The sequence below is a fragment of the Chryseobacterium kimseyorum genome (assembly GCF_025971945.1).
GTDB classification, from domain to species: domain Bacteria; phylum Bacteroidota; class Bacteroidia; order Flavobacteriales; family Weeksellaceae; genus Chryseobacterium; species Chryseobacterium kimseyorum.
Genome location: NZ_JAPDHW010000001.1, coordinates 37,056 through 55,085, shown reverse-complemented (window position 1 = coordinate 55,085; position 18,030 = coordinate 37,056). Strand labels below are relative to the sequence as shown.

At 38.2% G+C, this 18,030-nt stretch carries 14 protein-coding genes; 3 read left to right on the top strand and 11 right to left on the bottom strand.

The window, feature by feature from the left end:
* Positions 1-58: 58 nt before the first annotated feature.
* The 8 genes from OMO38_RS00265 to tssD all read right to left on the bottom strand — a co-directional run bounded on the left by OMO38_RS00265 (position 59) and on the right by tssD (position 11,670).
* Positions 59-268, bottom strand: coding sequence for a hypothetical protein (locus OMO38_RS00265; RefSeq protein WP_264748244.1), 210 nt, complete (start codon positions 266-268; stop codon positions 59-61).
* Positions 269-299: 31 nt separating this feature from the next.
* Positions 300-1,097: a hypothetical protein gene (locus OMO38_RS00260; protein WP_264748243.1), complete on the bottom strand. Its 798-nt coding sequence runs from the start codon at positions 1,095-1,097 to the stop codon at positions 300-302.
* Positions 1,098-1,111: 14 nt separating this feature from the next.
* Positions 1,112-2,104 (bottom strand): RHS repeat domain-containing protein, encoded by a 993-nt coding sequence (locus OMO38_RS00255; protein ID WP_406567254.1) that lies wholly within the window; start codon positions 2,102-2,104, stop codon positions 1,112-1,114.
* 196 nt (positions 2,105-2,300) lie between these two features.
* The gene (locus tag OMO38_RS00245) at positions 2,301-2,849 is read right to left on the bottom strand and encodes a hypothetical protein (protein ID WP_264748242.1); all 549 of its coding nucleotides are present in this window, start codon (positions 2,847-2,849) and stop codon (positions 2,301-2,303) included.
* A gap of 4 nt (positions 2,850-2,853) precedes the next feature.
* A complete protein-coding gene (locus OMO38_RS00240) occupies positions 2,854-7,617 on the bottom strand; it encodes an RHS repeat-associated core domain-containing protein (protein ID WP_264748241.1) in 4,764 nt (1,587 codons plus the stop codon).
* Positions 7,618-7,635: 18 nt separating this feature from the next.
* A complete protein-coding gene (locus tag OMO38_RS00235; protein WP_264748240.1) occupies positions 7,636-8,898 on the bottom strand; it encodes a tetratricopeptide repeat protein in 1,263 nt (420 codons plus the stop codon).
* A gap of 3 nt (positions 8,899-8,901) precedes the next feature.
* Entirely contained in the window at positions 8,902-11,064 is a 2,163-nt protein-coding gene (locus OMO38_RS00230; RefSeq protein ID WP_264748239.1) for a type VI secretion system Vgr family protein, read from the bottom strand.
* 201 nt (positions 11,065-11,265) lie between these two features.
* Positions 11,266-11,670, bottom strand: coding sequence for a type VI secretion system tube protein TssD (tssD, locus tag OMO38_RS00225; RefSeq protein ID WP_264748238.1), 405 nt, complete (start codon positions 11,668-11,670; stop codon positions 11,266-11,268).
* Between the two features lie 353 nt (positions 11,671-12,023).
* On the opposite strand from tssD, the gene OMO38_RS00220 reads away from it, so the two are divergent.
* The 3 genes from OMO38_RS00220 to OMO38_RS00210 all read left to right on the top strand — a co-directional run bounded on the left by OMO38_RS00220 (position 12,024) and on the right by OMO38_RS00210 (position 14,180).
* Positions 12,024-12,245, top strand: a complete 222-nt coding sequence (locus OMO38_RS00220; RefSeq protein WP_264748237.1) for a hypothetical protein — start codon at positions 12,024-12,026, stop codon at positions 12,243-12,245.
* Between the two features lie 275 nt (positions 12,246-12,520).
* Positions 12,521-12,880 carry a prevent-host-death protein gene (locus OMO38_RS00215; protein ID WP_264748236.1) on the top strand — a complete coding sequence of 120 codons (360 nt, stop codon included), beginning with the start codon at positions 12,521-12,523 and terminating at the stop codon, positions 12,878-12,880.
* Positions 12,881-13,043: 163 nt separating this feature from the next.
* Positions 13,044-14,180: a cysteine desulfurase family protein gene (locus OMO38_RS00210; RefSeq protein ID WP_264748235.1), complete on the top strand. Its 1,137-nt coding sequence runs from the start codon at positions 13,044-13,046 to the stop codon at positions 14,178-14,180.
* Positions 14,181-14,228: 48 nt separating this feature from the next.
* Here the strand turns inward: OMO38_RS00210 and OMO38_RS00205 are convergent, their stop codons facing one another.
* The 3 genes from OMO38_RS00205 to OMO38_RS00195 are packed head-to-tail and all read right to left on the bottom strand — an operon-like array spanning position 14,229 to position 17,990.
* Positions 14,229-16,466: a xanthine dehydrogenase family protein molybdopterin-binding subunit gene (locus tag OMO38_RS00205; RefSeq protein ID WP_264748234.1), complete on the bottom strand. Its 2,238-nt coding sequence runs from the start codon at positions 16,464-16,466 to the stop codon at positions 14,229-14,231.
* A 26-nt stretch (positions 16,467-16,492) separates the two neighbouring features.
* Positions 16,493-17,512, bottom strand: a complete 1,020-nt coding sequence (locus tag OMO38_RS00200) for an FAD binding domain-containing protein (protein ID WP_264748233.1) — start codon at positions 17,510-17,512, stop codon at positions 16,493-16,495.
* Entirely contained in the window at positions 17,505-17,990 is a 486-nt protein-coding gene (locus OMO38_RS00195; RefSeq protein WP_264748232.1) for a (2Fe-2S)-binding protein, read from the bottom strand. The genes OMO38_RS00200 and OMO38_RS00195 overlap by 8 nt, the downstream gene beginning before the upstream one ends.
* Between the last annotated feature and the right edge of the window lie 40 nt (positions 17,991-18,030).

Below are 18,030 nucleotides of genomic sequence, written 5' to 3'. Positions count from 1 at the left end.
TTTTTTGGAAAACAAATTTATTTTGAAATTATATATAATCATTATTATCGATTTGAATCTAAAGTTGAATAGATTTATAAGAAAGAGATTTGTCGACAATTTCTTCTGCGGTTAAATCTTCATATTCTATAGAAAAAAATAAATCCGATGCATTTGGATCCGGTACATGATCTAAAAATTTCTGAAGCATTGCATCATTTTCTTCTTCAGTTTTTCCAATAGCATTCATTATATCTTCTGCTAATTTTATTAATTCTTCTTTATTCATCACATAACGCATTGTAACATATTGAAAATAATTACCAACTTGTAATCGGTCGATTGATATTTGTCCAAAACTTCAAAAGATTCTCTGAAAAAAAGAAAAATTCACGGTCTTTTTCTTCCTTATCAATTGCAAGCCCAATCTCTGGGAAAATTATATGTGTCCGACTACGAATTATACTTTTTTGAATATCTACATTTTCTGATATGTATTCTTCAATCATTATATTATTAATTATAATGTTGCTCGAAATTTTAAGCACATTCAATTGTGAAAAACAATTGTTGTCAAAACGAAAAATATAATTATCATTTTGATAAATTTTCTTTCCTCCAACACCAACACCCGCTTTGGAAGTAATATTATGTTTTTTTATAAAATTATGCTCATCCATACCAAACTCATATTTTCCAATACTTTTGTACGGTATAAAAATCATAGTAGATTCAGCTGTTGAAGAAAAAGTCTGCAAATCATTATATCTTTTTAATAGCGGTTTTTCGTAGATGCTTTTAACGGAGTCTGCATAAATTAATATTTCTAGAAAAACTTCTTTTTCAAAATCTGCGTAAATTGATAATGAAAATTCAGAAAAGATAAAAAAATCTCCATCCAACTTTGGATTTTGCTCAGTCAAAAACTGTTGAAAGTTTTCAAAATTTATAATTTTTTTATCGACAATAAATTCTTTGACAACTCTTGCAGAAATAGTTATTAATTTCTCAGCATCATCATATTCATAGAAAAGATTTTTTGCATCCAATTTACTGATCTCCACTTTTTGAGTGCCTAAAGCAATCTCATTCATCTTATTTTTATTAATTATAACCATTTTACAATTTTAGTTTAACGATATAGGTGCTGTCTCTTTAATCTTTGTCCTTCTGCATTCGTTATATATCCTTTATTTTTTGCATAATCAATCATCTCATGCATCCCAACATCATATTTATTTCCGAATTTTCTCTTCACATCTCTAATATCCATTTCCATCGCCTTTCCAAACTTACCTCTACTAATTAAATCTTCTTGCACACTCCTCCATTGATTTGCCGTGGTTCTGTTCCCCCAGCTTGCAGTTTGGAAATGATCTGCATTATCCATCATTGTTGCTGGCCCCTTGTAATGGCTTATTCCTGATCCGCCCGCTTGTGAAGCTGCATTCGCTGGCATGTGATTCACCTCACCACCGAGCCCCCTATTTGCCTTTCGCGTAGGTCCATAACCACCTCCGGATTGAAGTCCAAGAATATCCACCCAAACATTAGAATCATGAACGAAAGCATAGAAATTAGGTTCATTTGAGAATAAGCCCATTGGATCTTGAGAGATATAGTTTCCGCTCTCATTATCATAATATCTAAATCGATTATAATATAGGCTGTCTAACTCTACATCTTCATATTGACCTAATTGTCTAAACGGTAAAAAATTTCGATTACCCTTTAAATTTTTAAGCTGTCCAAATATATCATAATCTGTGCTCCAGATTATCTCACCATTCTTATCAAAGGATTGTACAGGTCTTCCAATATAATCAGAAATAATAGTATAGCTTTCACCATTAACGATCTTTGTACAAGCAACAAAACTTCCTCTTTCATACACCCACGTCACCACATTCTCAACCTTCTCCTTCTCAACAATCACATTCCCCTCATCATCCACAAAAGTTTTCGGCTCTTCTTCAATGTCATAGTTCCACTCATGCAATAGAACATTTCCATCCCAAATATAACGGGTTATTTTCTTATTTCCAATTTTCGCAATCCTTCTTCCCAATGCATCATATTCAAAACTTACCTCCTTGCCATCCGGTCGTTTTACTTTCTGCAACATTCCGTCGGCGTTCCAGAAATAAGCCCAGTCGCTGGGTCTCCATTCATAATTTTGGGTTTGAGTAGAGAAGTGAAATTAATAAAAAAGACAGATTTAATCTGTCTTTTTATGGTTCCATGTGTATCGGTAATGAAAATCATTTTATGGATAATATTCAAGTTTAGATTTCCTGCCAATTCGTTAAGAATTGTTTTTATTATGCTAATTCCATATCAACAATTCTTGTTTCTAACCCCTTTGAGTTTTTTAGTAAAATCCCTATATAATCAAAAGCATTTTTTATTAAATAGTCTATACTTTTGTAGGAACCGTCCAAAATTTGGATTTCGCCATTTAAATTTACTTCAAATTCATCTTCAAAATCAATGCTTGAATTAGTCCAGCAGTAAACATGAAAGGAATTTTGACCGTCATCATCAATATATTGATGGATATCAAAATTATCAGAGAACTTTTTTTTTTCAATTAACGTAGCATTATACCCATGTATTCTTTCATCAAATAAGAGAATTTTTTCATCCTGATTAATAGGTTGAGCCCAAATAGTTAATGGCGTCTCATCATTGGTAGCTATTAAACCATCTTCATATTTTATTCCAGAATAAAATATATAAAAAAAATCATTTTCTCCAGTAATTAGTCTACCTTTAAAAGATAATTCTGTAAACCAATTTAGGTTTTCTGTAAAATAATCAACTTCTTTAGGGTTAACCTCTGAGAAATCTTTGATGTGGTCTGGTTTCATTTCATTATGCATATTTAATTAGTGTATCCATTTTAGTATCAACATCGGCATCAACATATGGTTTTTCAATTATTACAATTTCCCCTCGCATATTTGCTGGCAACTGTGATTGAGCTATTTTATTCCTACTAGTTAAGTTATCAATATTGTTTCCTTTCATATCAAAATCAGATGCAATTTCTATTGCATGCACCCTTCCATCATTGCCTATAGCTGTAACATCTGGACTTCTACGTGGTGTTGTCTTTTGTCCTGTCATTGCTTCGTATGATCTATTTAAATGAATTTCTTTAAACTTCCCCGAGTTGGCTAGTTTGTCTGCTATCTTTTCAGATAATTCCGCATGTCCTGGACCTGTTGTTTGTCCTTTTCCAAAAATTGGGGTATCATTCACCATTCTTTTTGGAGCTAGGCCTAATCTATCTATTTCTGCATTTGAATTATTTACATAACTATATAAGGACAATCCTCCTAAAAGACCGATCGGATCCTTAGAAATATAACTCCCACTTTCTACATCGTAATACCTAAATCTATTATAAACAAGATTTACATCTGCATCAAAATATTGACCTTGGTATAAAAAAGGAATAAAATTATGATCACCTTTTCTTACGTCTCCATAGATGTCTAATTCTCGTTCCCAAACTTTTTCACCAAAATCATCATAGGATTGAAATGGAGTACCCAAATAATCACTAATTACAGAGTATTTTTTACCATTAAATAATTGAGCAACAGGCGTAAATCCATTTCCACCATACACCCACGTCACCAAATTCTCAACACTCTCTTTCTCAACAGCAACATTCCCCTCATCATCCACAAAAGTTTTCGGCTCTTCCTGAGCATCATAGTTCCACTCATGCAATAGAACATTTCCATCCCAAATATAACGGGTTATTTTCTTATTTCCAATTTTCGCAATCCTTCTTCCCAATGCATCATATTCAAAACTCACTTCCTTGCCATCCGGTCTTTTTACTTTTTGCAACATTCCGTTGGCGTTCCAGAAATAAGCCCAGTCGCCGGATTCCCATTCAGGATTCTGTATTGGGTCAGTAGAAACTGTTTTTAACTTCGGTAACGGGTTTGTTTCTGTAAGCTTCGGTATATTCAGCCAGTCTGAGGCAATTGGTTTATAGTAAGGATGTGTGTTTTCTTCCTTCAACTGCTCCGGCTGTATATTATTAACAGGTCTTTTACTTTTCAGAAGTAAATTCCCTTCTTCATCGTAATGATAGAACCAGTTTTTGTCACGCATCAGCTTTCCGCCTTTATCGTAGATACGGTCGGTACGTTTCGCACTTTCGTAGAGACAGCCCGTTGCATCAGGATTTTTATACTGCACTTCACCATCTGCATATTGTGCGGCAACGAGGCTTCCGAAGGCATCATAATCAAATCTTGTTTTTCCGCCTGTAACTTTATCCATCACCTGCATCAGACGGCTTCCGGCAGCCCACGAGTAGTCTTTATGAAATTTAGTTTCCGTTTTATTGACGGTTACTTTCTGGCTTACCGGCATTCCGATGTGGTCAAATTCAAAAACGCTTTCCACACCACCTGTCATCTCTCGGGAAAACAGTTTGCCATCACCGCTCATGTTAAGATTCATCTGCCATGGTTGCTGTATATCCTGGGTAGCTGCTGTTACAGAAGAGAGCTGACCGAGATCATTATAATCATAATTCACTTCGGCTCCCAGACTGCTTTTTAAACCTGTCAGATTTCCTCTCTCATCATATTCATAACTGACGGAATTCTGCCCCTGCTGTTCGGTGTTTACCTGCCCCAGTTTATTTCTCTGGAAAGCAACACTGCTGTTTTCATTATCCGCTTTTATCAACATACCAGAAGTATTGTACTGATAAGCTTCCCAGGTTCCGTCGGGATAGTGGGTTTGAGTTAATCTTCCGGCAAGATCATATTCATAGAAAATATTTTTTCCGTGCGGATGGCGGGTTTGTGTTACAAGACCGTCTCCGTCTCTGACGAAAATTTTCTTTTGCCCATCGAAACCGCTTTCGCCGATGATATCGTCGTTATTATTTCTTTCAAACTGATATACTTCACCTTTTTCGTTGGTGATACTCATCAGATTTTCATAGGCGTTGTAACCAAAGACTAATGTTTCTTCTTTTTTAAACGTAAGAGCATTTCTCCGTACCTGACGTTTCAGACTTCCCATCGGCGTATAACTCATGAGCCATTCTGCACGGCCGTCTGTAGCATACACCGGCAAATCATAGGCATCGTAACGGAGTTTCAAAGGCAGCTGACCGGGTTCACTGACCTCAACCACGCGACCCATCTGATCTCTGTTCCAGACTGTTTTCGTAAGAGGTTTCGGGCTGAAAACCAATAAGCGGCCATAATCGTCATATTTCCAGTACTGTTCTGCACCTACTGAATTGGTCAGTGAAGTAATCTGGTTTCTGCTGTTGTAATCATAATAGGTTTCTACTTCCTGTCTGATGCTTTTGCGTGGAAGCTTTTCATCATCATAGTATTCATATTCCACAATTTCTTCCGTTGCATCGGTGTAGCTCAACAGTCTGCCATGCTCATCATAATCCCATGTTTCGGTGCTTCCTGACGGACTAAAGCGTGCGGTAGTCTGCCCAAATTCATTGTACAGATATTGGTATTCTTCGCCATCAGGCGTATGAAAGGTTTTAATATTTCCAAATTCATCGTAGCTGTAGCCCTGCACTCTGCCTTCGGGAGTTCCAATCATTTTCAATTCCATGTGAGCGGTATAATCATACCATGTTTCGCCACCCTCGCCGTCAATCTGCTGATAGATAAGGAAGTCCTCATCATAACAGTATCTTTCGGTTTTATTATTCTGTTTCGGATAAACAACTTCGGTGTAGCCCTCGTCCTCATTATAATTTAGAAATCCCTCCATGAAACCTTCCAGACCTTTTGTATGAAGCACTCTACCCTTCTCATCATACTCCCACTGATAGCTCATTTCATTTCTGTTGGTTCTCTTAACTACCTGATTTTGCTGATCATATTCAAAAACAATTGCTTTTTTGTGAATATCCCAGACATGGGTGAGATTTCCTCTGTCATCATAGGTGTACCGAACCTGCAGATCTCTTTTATTCTTATAACAGTAATACACTTCCGAAACTTTTTTCAGCTCAGGATGAAGAGCCGTTTCTATTCGGAAACCGCTGTTAACATCTGTAATATTTTTCAGCACAATATTTCGGTCCTGGTACTCATATTCTCTCACCGTTCCGTCACCGTATTCTACTTTGATGACTTTAAAAATAGTTCCCTCAGTGAGATGATGAAAACGTCTATAGGTGTAAATATCAGTTTCTTTTCTGATAATCCAGATGCTCTCATTCGGACGGTACTGCCAGATTTTCTGATCTCTGAAATACGTCAGTTCTTCGCCAATTTCCACTGCAGGAATCAGCATCGCCATATTTTCATCCGGATGCATCCATGCTGCAAATCTGTTATCTTCTTCAGGAAGAATGAAAAGGTCATGATTATTAAAAATGCCATTTCCCAAAGGCCCAAAATCATACGGTCTGTCACTGTGCCAGATATTCGTCCAGGTTAAAGGAATGCTTCCCTGAATTTCAAAATCATCCCATTCAAAAACCATTGCTCCTGTAGCAAAGTTTACCGGTTCCAAACCATATTTACAGAGTTTTTTAGATAAAGCATTAGCGAGTTTAAATTTACTAAACGGTGCTTTTTTCAGAAGACTGTTGTTGAGTTTCTTCAGACCTTTTGTGCCTAATTTTCCTAAACCTTTCGTTAAGCCACGCATCAGAGCCATCCCTGCAAAACGCATCAGCATTTCACCGGGTGTATAAACATGCGGAATAAATGCGCCACCCACCAACACCGGACCACCGGTATTAATCTGAATATACATACTTGAAAAATTATTGTAAAAGGCAAAGTATGCCAGCGGATTTTTCTTTGGTTTATCCGGCATCGCAGGTAACATGGTCATTCCAAAAGGCAATCCCATACAGGTAAGCACCTGCTGTGGCTGGTTTCCGCTCATTTTACTTCCCTGTCCTAAAACAGATTGAGATCCGTAATAAACTTCGCCTTCATGTGGAGCTTCCTGTGGAAAAGGAATAAGATAAACCGGAATGAGTGAAGTAATATGTCTGAAAGGTATGGCGACACCCATTACTGAAGTCGTTGTGGTGGCTTTATGACGACCATGAACCATAATAGAGCCTCCCATCGGAATACCTTCCGGCAGTGAAGGGAATACGTTTCTCACAAACTGCGGAATCGGAATGGTGAATTTTAAATAATCCATAATATCAAAAACGATCCCGATAAAAGGATGAGGCAATGGTAAAGGAATCAGCATAAATGAAGGTGGAGGCGGAATGAGCGTCCAGTGGATATCAATCGCCAAGACAATATCAAAGTGCTTGCTCGTGTGCTGAATGGCTGTGGGCACAATGGCAGGAGTATTCACCTTGATTAATTTCACCTTACTTTCCGGTGCTGCAGTTTCTGCAGTAACAGAAGTTCCGCCACCGCCTCCAGCTGATTTGGTTTCTCCACCGTCACCACCCATTAAAGACTTGGCCATCGAAACCGGATTTAAAGATTCGATATTGCTTTTCATTCCGTTTTTAAAGCCCTGCGTCGTTTTTTCTTTGCTGAAAGAAGTGACATCTGCATTCACTTTCCAGGAACGGTCCGGATCCATACCGGGCTTTGAAACCTGAATTTTTTTGATCTTCGATTTATTTTGATCTGCCATGATTTTTTAGATTAATAATTAACCGTATTTTGGTTTTTCAATGCTAACCTTCCAGTCTTCTCCAAAATAATTTTTCATGATGCTGTTCAGTTTTGTCCTTTTTTCGACATCACCACTGTATTTAGTGTCCAGAACAGAGGCAACAAATTTCAGACTGCTCTGTTCCCGTGCGGATGGCTGCATGGCTTCTGCGATGATAAGGCACCGTTCGAAAGATTTTGTCATCTTTTCTTTAGATAGTAAGGTATCATTCAGTGTTCCTATAATTCTGTAACACTCAATTGCCATCGCATGTTCGCCAATATTTTCTGCAACCTCAGCTGCTTTCTCAAATGCTGTCTCTGCCTTTGTTTTTTTTGAATTTCCCAAAAGATAACTCCCATAGTTCATATACATCTGCACCTGGAGTGGCGTATCCTGATCAACCTCCTGAAATATCGTTTGAAAAGTATCTTCTGCCTTTTCTTTTTTTCTGTCAGCAATAAAAGCCTGAGTGAGCATAAAGTAGGCGGATATTTCACCTTGCTTGTTTTTCTGTTCTCTGGCTAATTTTACAGCATTTTTCAGTGCAAATTCGGCTTCTGTAAATCTGCTTTTACTTAAATGATTACTGGCCGTCAATATCTGCTGCTGAAAATCTGTATCTGCACTGTTTTTCTTTCTGTTGGTATGCGCTGCCGTATTTTGCATCAGCTGATGAATATCTACCTCTACTCTGAAACGGTATGCAGGAATATTTTCAGGTAACGTTTTATGGGTATGATGTTCTGCCCAAACCAGCTTTATGTCGTCACAGAATGATTTTTCACAAAGGGCACACCACTCCTGAATCCAAACTGTAAGTTCCTTAACGTCACTGATTCTCAACGGTGCGATATAGATAAATATCCCGGCATTTTTAATTTTCGGAAATTTCTTTTTTAATTCCAGCAGAGGATAAAATGCTTTGTAGGCATCTGTTTTAAATTGCTCATCAGAATCACTTATTTCCCACTGCGGAATATTTTCTTCACTTTTCTCAAGCAGTTCGTAGTACTCCTTCCAGTCGTCAAACAAAGTCTGCCCAAAGGAATTCATTCCATTAAATTCCTGATAATGAATCAGAAAAATAGCATCGCCGTCATCCTCATCTTCAGACAATCTCGACTTGATAAATCCGTCAAAAAGATCAGTTTCATGTTTTTCTCCGACAGCGATAAGCATCGGTACGTGTTGATTTTTAGCAACGGTCTTCTGCCACTGCCTTTTCAATTTTACCAATTCTAAATCTACAGGATTCATCAGTTAATTTAATTTTACCGTTCCACTGACGATATTGGTTTCCTCACCTCCTCCAATATTTATTTTAGCACTGCTCAGATTCGCTTCTGTTGTACCTCCCAGAGAAAGTGTTTTGGTTCCCACGTCCAATGTTGTGGGTTCAATACCAATTCCGGAAGTAGGATCACCGCCTTCAGGACCTACCCCGATTCCGACACTTGCTGTTCCCGCAACTCCGATATTATCACCCTGTACAAAAATTTCTTTTCCTTTGATATTGATATTTCCATCCTTATCCATGAAAATCTGACTGTTGCCACAGGTTAAAGAAATGGTCACTTTGCTGTCTACACTGATATTTCCTGCTCCATCGAGGAAAACGGTGTTTTGATCTTTGTCTCTGAGTGTCATTCCTCCACCATCATCCAGGCTGACTGTATGACCGCTTTTACTGCTCAGGCTTTTCACATTATTTCCGGCTCCGCCACCGCCACCAACTCCGCCATGAAACATTCCGCCCATTACGAAAGGACGGTCGGGATGCTGGTGCGCAAAATTTACCACCACCTGATCACCCACTTCAGGAATTGCCATAAAACCACGGTTCTTACTTACTTTTTCACTTCCACCTCCATCAGGAGTCATTACTCTGATATATTCTGTAGTTGTGGAACCGTTCTGCCAGTCAAACTGTACCTGTACCCTACCCTGATTGAGAGGATCTGTATTTGAAATCACCTTTGCGAATTGCGCATCGGCTCTCGGCACTTCAAATTCAGGACGCGGAATATAACCGGAATCGGCTGCAATAGCTTCAAAACTTCCGGTATAAAAACCTTTTGCGTCAACTTCATGAGTGACATCTGTAATCAGTAACTTGGTAAAATATGAGGTTTCCGAACTGTCTGCTTTTCTCATTTCAATGTCGGCGATACAGCCAGGATAAAGAAATGGTACTGTAGTATTACCCGAGGTGACAAATACGTCAGAAGCCTTGCTTCCGGCAGTTCCTTTTTGGGAAGTTTCCACATCCATAAATGAAGCTGCTTTAATAGGAGCAATTCTAAGTGATGGTGTAGTAAACGTTTTTTCTGAAATCTCATAGGCTCTTTTAGCTATATCGGAAGTATGATTTATTTTTGAACTTCCCGCTGTCAGTTTTTCATCTTTACTGCTGTTGTAGCCATAAAAAGTCGGATTAACGTGCTGAGCCTTCATTGTAATTTTAATATCACTAACACTGCTTCCGTAAGTTAATTTTACGGGTTTTTCCTGAGGTGGCAGTTTTCCAAAATGAAGAACTTCTCCGTCATAAAAAAACTGCTCGCCATACGCTTCTGCAATTCGTGCTAAATAGTTGTAATGGGTCTCTTCATATTGGGAACTGTAGGTAACATTTCCGTACTGGGCATCGACTCTGAAATCAAATTTACTGCCGCCTAAACCTTCCTTCATCACATGATCGGCAATACTGTTTAAGCTGATTTCCTGTGCTCCTCCAAAACTCTGAATATGGGGAGCAGCATCCAAAAGCACTGTTGGACTGAAACCGGTAAGTACAATATTTCCCAGACTTCCCTTATCCTGGCTGAAACCAACCTCAGTAATCACACCTACAAAATTTCGCTCAGGTCCTTCTGTGACATCTTTATATTTAAAAATGACGGTCAGTCTTTTGCCCAGAAAATTCTGCGCCTGTTCCAGATTATGATTCTCTGTATCTCCCAATGTGTCGTGGGCAAGTGTTAGGCTAAACTGATGATGTTTGAGAGCACTCTGTCGCAGGTGAAAATGTTTGAAATGCTGGATGGTTTTTCCTTCGATCACCACATCCAGTTTCACAACCCTGTTGATTCCGAAAACCTGATTTCCGGCTATGGCTGCGGCATTATGTATATTTGAAGTCGGCTGTTTTGCCCAAACTTTCCCTTCAGTGGTCAGAGGATTATTTGACTGTAAATTCTGATTCATAAACATGCCAGACATGCTTTGAGCAGTAGTGGCTGTAGACTGAATCTTTGAAACCTTCTGACTTAGTTTCTGAACTTTTCCTCCTGCACTCTGCAGCTGACTGTTCGCCTGACTGACCACCTGGCTGGTTGCTGTCTCCGTTAAATTTTGTACTGCCGTGGAATTTTTAACGTTCTTAGGAGTTTCCAGCTTTGTAGATTTATTATCCTTGAACATAAGATTTTATTTTTCGTTTTGTGAATTTATATGATTTTCCTTTTGAGATGTAGATTTTGAAATAAGCGATGCTTAGATCCTAAAAAATCTTCATCCATACAATTAAAAATTACGATATCATGTAGAAACACAGAATAGCCCACTTGATTAAGCACGCTATTCTGCAACAGATTTAATTTAAAATTCTAAATATGAAGAAGTTTAAGAAGTTGGCCAAATTCCTTCATAAGCAGAATTTCCGTAGTTGATTTTTTCAGCACTTACAATAAAGCTGATCAACATAGAATTTTCGTCTACGGCATCAAAATCTACTTCGTGCTGAATAACGTACCCATTTTCCCAGTTCAAAGTAATGAGTGTCCCTTCTTCATGAGATTTGTTAAACGTAATTTCTCCACTTGTAGGTTTGTATTTACCGTTCAGAAGGCTTTCCAGAATGTCAGATTTTTCTGTTGCCTCGATCGTCAGTTTGATTAATGCGTTTGAAGGGTCTGATGCTACACGTCCTGAAACATCTGTAGATCTTGATACGCTGTAATTAAGCTTCAGTAATTTCTGTCCTTCGCTTCCGTTGAATTTTAAGATTCCTCTTGAATTGTCTGCCATGATTTGTAAATTTTAAACAGTTAATAACTTGTAATTGATTGATTTGTAATTCAAAGATAGGAAGTGATTTTATACAAAAACCAATAATTTACTATTATTTTAAATTTTGTAGTAGTTCTACGATTTTGTGTAGTAATTCTACGACATGGTATTTAGATAATTACATTTTAGCTCTCCTGAAAAAATCGTCGTGTTGTACAGTATTACGGGATTTAAGTTCGAATAATAAATTCTTTAAGGATAATTTCGGTCATAACAAGGCCATAATGCGTTTATCTGTTTTAAATATTTAAAAGCAGTCAGATTTGTACAGTTTTTGATAAAGTTAGAGCCTAACCAAACACATTACTATCATGCAGTTTATTGATTTTAAAGAAGAGCATTTTACACAAAATGAAGAAACAGGCGATTACTCAATCATCATTTCTAAGGATGAGATAGGATATGGTGAAATTGAAATTCTTGAAAAACAGGATGATAACCATTATTCGAAGGCAGAGTATGAACTTGAAGACAGTGTAGAAAACGTAACGATCAAGATGAAAAAACCAGGTGAGATCAGAGTAAATTTTTAGTGATAATAAAATTTCTTCCTTATATGACTTCCAAAATTTTCTTTTAATAAGTATTGATAGTGGCTGACATAGATTTCTTGTGGAAGATTAATTAAAAAAACAGTCCTGAATTATTTCGGGATTGTTTCATTTGATAAATTTTCGCTCATTAAATAGATTTGAATTAAAGTTAACCGTGAGTTATTAATTTTATAAATAGTTCGTATTTATTAAAACCAATTGTTTCTTTACGAATCATTAATATCACCGCTTATATTTGCTGAAAATTTAATTTCATGAATTACAAACTTGAACTCAAAACTCAGGAACCGCATTCAAAGATCGTTTTCAACAATATTTTATTTGACCATTTTAAAGTGAATATTGTTGAAAGATACCGAGGAAAAATGAATTTCAACGCTAAGCTGATCGAGGTACTTTTCAAGGTACGAACAATAGATAATGATTTTATTAAAAGAAGAGACGGTCATCTTAAAGTTAAAATTAAAGGCGATGATTTTCAGGCTTATCAAACCTTAATGAATACACTCGACTCTTATGAATATAAAAACAAGCTTTTAAACAGACAGGATGCGGAGCAGAATTATGTTCATTTTATCCTGGGTCTGGTTATTTCTAATTATCAGTTAAATTAGAATTGCAGTTTTTTAAACCTGAAAGAAAAGCATAAAGTTTTTTAATTCTATTTTATTTTTCACATTACTGTCGTATTCTGTGGATTGCCCGTAAAAAGACCATTCACAAAGTTTTTTATTAATTCGATAAAGATGTATCTTTTCGGTAACTATTCGCCTTACTATGTTTAATTCTGAAAGTATTTACCTCGACAACAATGCCACCACAAAGACCGACCCAAGAGTTCTAGAGGCGATGCTTCCCTACTTTACAGAAGTTTACGCCAACGCCAACAGTTCGCACATCGAAGGACTTTCTGTAAAAGATGCAGTGGAAAATGCGGCATGGCAAATTGCGGATTTGATCGGTGCAAAGGAGAATGAAATTATTTTCACATCAGGCGCAACGGAAGCTTTAAATTTAGCCATAAAAGGACTTTCCCATTCATCCAAAAAGAAAATAGTCACTTTTAAGACAGAGCACAAGGCTGTTCTGGACACCTGTGAATATATGGAAACTCAGGGATTTCATGTTGATTATTTTGATGTTGAGCCTGATGGAAGTATTAACATTGAAGATCTCAAAAATTCCGTAACCAAAGAAACGCTTCTCGTGATTGTGATGATGTCTAATAATGAAACAGGTACTGTTCACGAGATCAAAGCAATTTCAGAAATTACTCAAGCACACGGTGCATTTTTACTGTGCGATACGACTCAGGCCATTGGGAAAATAGATATTAATACGAAAGACTTAGGAATAGACATGCTGACCATTTCCGCACATAAATTTTATGGTCCGAAAGGAATTGGTGCACTGTACGTTTCAAACAAATCAAAAATTAAACTTTCCGGACAGATTCACGGTGGCGGGCAGCAGAGAAATCTGAGAAGCGGAACTTTAAATGTGCCTGGGATTATCGGTCTTGGAAAAGCCTGCGAAATTGCAAAATCTGAAATGCAGAATGATGAAACGAGAATTTCCCAACTTCGTAATTACCTTGAAACAGAATTATTAAAAATTGATGGAACATTTGTGAATGGTTCGGTAAAGAATCGAATCTACAATACGACAAACATCTGTTTTCCGGGCGTGTGGTCTGAGCAGTTGATTATCGCACTGGGAAATATTTCATTATCCAGCGGATCGGCCTGTTCATCGGTTACTTCTAAGCCATCCCATGTTTTGAAAGCACTTGGATTATCGGACGAAGATGCTTTAAGCTCTATTCGTTTCAGTCTTGGAAGATTTACAACTTCAGAGGAAATTGATTTTGCGATTAGAAAAGTAACCGAACTGGTTCATCAGTTAAGAGCATAAAAAATCCCACCGGTTGCAGTGGGATTGAGTTTTATATGTAAAACTGATTTACAGAAGTCTGTCAAAATGAATCGGTAAATCGTAGATTCTTTTTCCTGTAGCATGAAAAATAGCATTGGTAATCGCGGGTGGCATTCCTACTCCACCAATTTCTCCTACTCCTTTTACCCCGAGATCATTCACAAACTGATCATTTTCTTCTACAAACAAAACTTCAAGATCATGAATATCTGCATGCACCGGAATATGGTATTCGCCTAAGTTGGCATTCATATATTTTCCAAACTGATGGTCGAGAATCGTTTCTTCATGTAAAGCCTTGCTGATTCCCCAGATCATTCCGCCCAAAACCTGACTTTCTGCCGTTTTAGGATTGATAATTTTTCCGGCTGCAACGGCTGTTACCGCTCTTTTCACTTCAATAATTCCCAATTCTTCATCCACTTCCACTTCCACAAAAACAGCACTGTGTACTGCTCTCGCTTTTTTGCCGTAAGTCAGTGGATTAGGCATCGCAGAATTGGTTGTTTTCACCGACTTCCCCTCATTGGAAGCTAAAACATCCTTGATACTGATTTTAATTTCAGCATTATTCTTTAAACTAATCCATCCATCTCTGAACTGAACCTCTTTAAATTTAGCATCACTTAAAACTGAATCTTTTAATTTTTTGGCAAGCTTAAATAGTTTTTCATTCAGAGCCTGGCAGGCATTCTGTACTGCAGGCCCCACTGTTGCCGTTGTAAAAGATCCACCCTGAATCGGTGCGAAAGGCATTTTACTGTCAGCATACGAAAATGTAATATCTTCAATGGGTAAACACAATTCATCTGCTGCGATTTGGGTCATAATGGTTAAAGTTCCTGTTCCGATATCGGTAACCGCACTTTTAATTTCAACCTTTCCGTCGGGTGTCATAATGGCTTCTGCACGACCCAAAAGTCTGTTGGCATCCCACATACCTGTGGCCATTCCATATCCAACCAATTTGTTCCCACGCTTCATGCTTCTGGGTTCGGGATTTCTCTGGTTCCAACCAAATTTTTCGGCTCCCTGTAGATAGCAGTTTCTCAGTTCTTTGCTGGAAAATTCCTTATCGCTGCTCTTGTCGGTTTCTGAGTAATTGATCAGTCTCAGTTCCACAGGATCAATATTTAACTTGTAAGCAATTTCATCCATGGTCACCTCGATAGCGTGCATTCCGGTACTTCCACCCGGCGCTCTCATATCCAAAGGACTGTAAACATCCAACGGAACAATTTCGTGTTCCAGTAAAGTATTTTCAGCAGGATACAACATGTTTGCCCAGTTGACTACAATTTCGACATAATCTTCAAATCTTGAAGTTTCGCCGGTGGCTTTGTGGTAAATCGCATTGACTTTTCCATCTTTATCTGCTCCGAATTTTGTCTGCTGCAAAGTCGGTGGTCTGTGCCCGATCATGTACATCTGTGCCCGATCCAAAGTGACACGGACGTTTCTTTTTAAAGCCAAAGATGCCATCACAGCCATGAAAAGCTGATGTTGAGGACGGAGACCCGAACCGAAGCCGCCACCCACAAAAGGAGCAATTACCTGAACATTTTTCATTTTCAGTCCGAAAACATTTGCAACGTACATCTGGGAATTGATCGTTCCCTGTGTCTTGTCATAAATCTTTAATCTATCTTTTCCTTCATAAATAACAGTCGATGCATACATTTCCATCGGATTGTGATGCTCTGTCCCGTGACTGAAATGACTGTCTGTTTTAATAAAAGAACTTTCATATTCTTTGTCAAAATTTCCGGTCGGTTTTGGAGGCGGCGGTTTCAGCATAGAAGCCAGTCCTTTTTTAGGATCACGGGATTTTTCGAGATTAGCTTTTAAATCGGTTTCAAAATCTTCCTGCTCGTAATCGATGTCGAGTTTTGTGGCTGCATATCTTGCCAGTTCAAAAGTATCTGCAACCACCAGCGCAATGGGCTGACCGTTGTATTTGATATCATTATCTTTAAGTGGTTTAAAAACAGTTCCGGGAGGCGCATCCATATCGGCATACTGAAAATCGAACCATGCCGTTGAAGGTTTGTTTTCATGGGTGAATACTTCAATCACGCCGGCTATTTTTTTGACTTCCGAAGTATCGATTGACTTGATTTTACCTTTTGTGACAGTACTGTTGACTACATAACCGTACAGTAAATCGTCAGCCTGATATTCTCCGGCGTATTTTGCACTTCCGGTTACTTTTAAATGACCTTCGAGACGGCTGATGGGTTTTCCGACAGATGGTGTATTTTCCATAAATAATTGTATTTGAAAGTGATTTTTTATAAAGACGGTTTTGCGCCGGGACGTTGTGATTTCGGGTCTAAAGCCATCATGCAGTTTCGTACGATTGCTTTTTTAGCCAGATCAATTTTAAAACTGTTATGTTCAAAACCAACTGCACCATTTAAAATCATATCCGCTGCGGCCGAAAAATTTTCTTTTGTCGCTTCTCTGTCAACCAAAAAATCTTCTGCTTCTTTTACACGCCAAGGCTTATGAGCAACACCGCCTAAAGCAATTCTGGCTTCTTTAATTTTCCCGTTTTCCAAGGTTAAACCAGTCGCAACGGAAACCAAAGCAAAAGAATAGGAAGCTCTGTCTCTTAATTTTAAATAAGAATAATTTTCAGCAAAGCCTTTTTCGGGAAGCTCAATTCCTGTGATGAGTTCGCCATTTTTAAGATTGTTATCAAACTCTGGTGTATCGCCAGGAAGTCTGTGGAAGTCTGCAAATTCCAATGTACGTTCTCCATCAGGTCCTGAAATGTGAACGACCGCATCCAAAGCAGCAAGCGCTACACACATATCTGAAGGGAAAACAGCGATACAGTTTTCGCTGTGTCCCAAAATTGCATGAATTCTGTTGTAACCGGTAATCGCAGAACATCCGGAACCCGGTTCACGCTTATTGCACGGCGTATTGACATCGTAAAAATAATAGCATCTTGTTCTTTGCAGTAAATTACCACCGTTGGTCGCCATATTTCTGATCTGCGCCGACGCTCCTGCTAAAATTCCTTTTGATAACAGTGGATATTGCTGTTCGATAATCGGATGATATGCGGTTTCCGCATTGTTAAGCAACGCACCAATCGTGATTCCTCCATCCGGAATCTCGGTAATATCACTCAGCCCGGAAATTTGGTTGATGTCAACTAAAGTATCTGCCTGAGTGACGAAATATTTCATCAGATCTACAATATTGGTACCGCCGGCAATGACTTTATAGCCATCATGACCGTTGATCAAAGAAACTGCATCTTCAACGTCAGTGGCTTTTGTATAAGAAAAATTATTCATGGGACATCATTTGTTTTACTGACATGACAGCATTAATAATTCCTCTGTTGGCACCACAGCGGCAGAGATTTCCGCTCATCAGGTCCTGAACTTCTTCACGTGTTTCGGCCTTATTTTCGTTGAGCAATCCAACCGCACTGCAGATTTGTCCCGGTGTACAGTACCCGCACTGAAAGGCATCATGATCAATAAAAGCCTGTTGGATAGGATGTAAATTTCCATTTTCTGCAATTCCTTCGACGGTGGTTATTTCTGTTCCCTCTTTCATTACAGCGAGACTGAGACAGCTTAAAACACGTTTACCGTCAATTAAAACGGTACATGCACCGCACTGTCCGTGGTCACAGCCTTTTTTTGTTCCGGTAAGATGAATTCTTTCCCGAAGAGCATCGAGAAGAGAAACCCAGGGCAGAATTTCCAGATGATGATTTTCACCATTCACATTAAGCGTAATGGATTCTTTTTCACTATTTAACATAAATTTGAGTTTGGTATAGTGAACATATTACAAAAAAAGA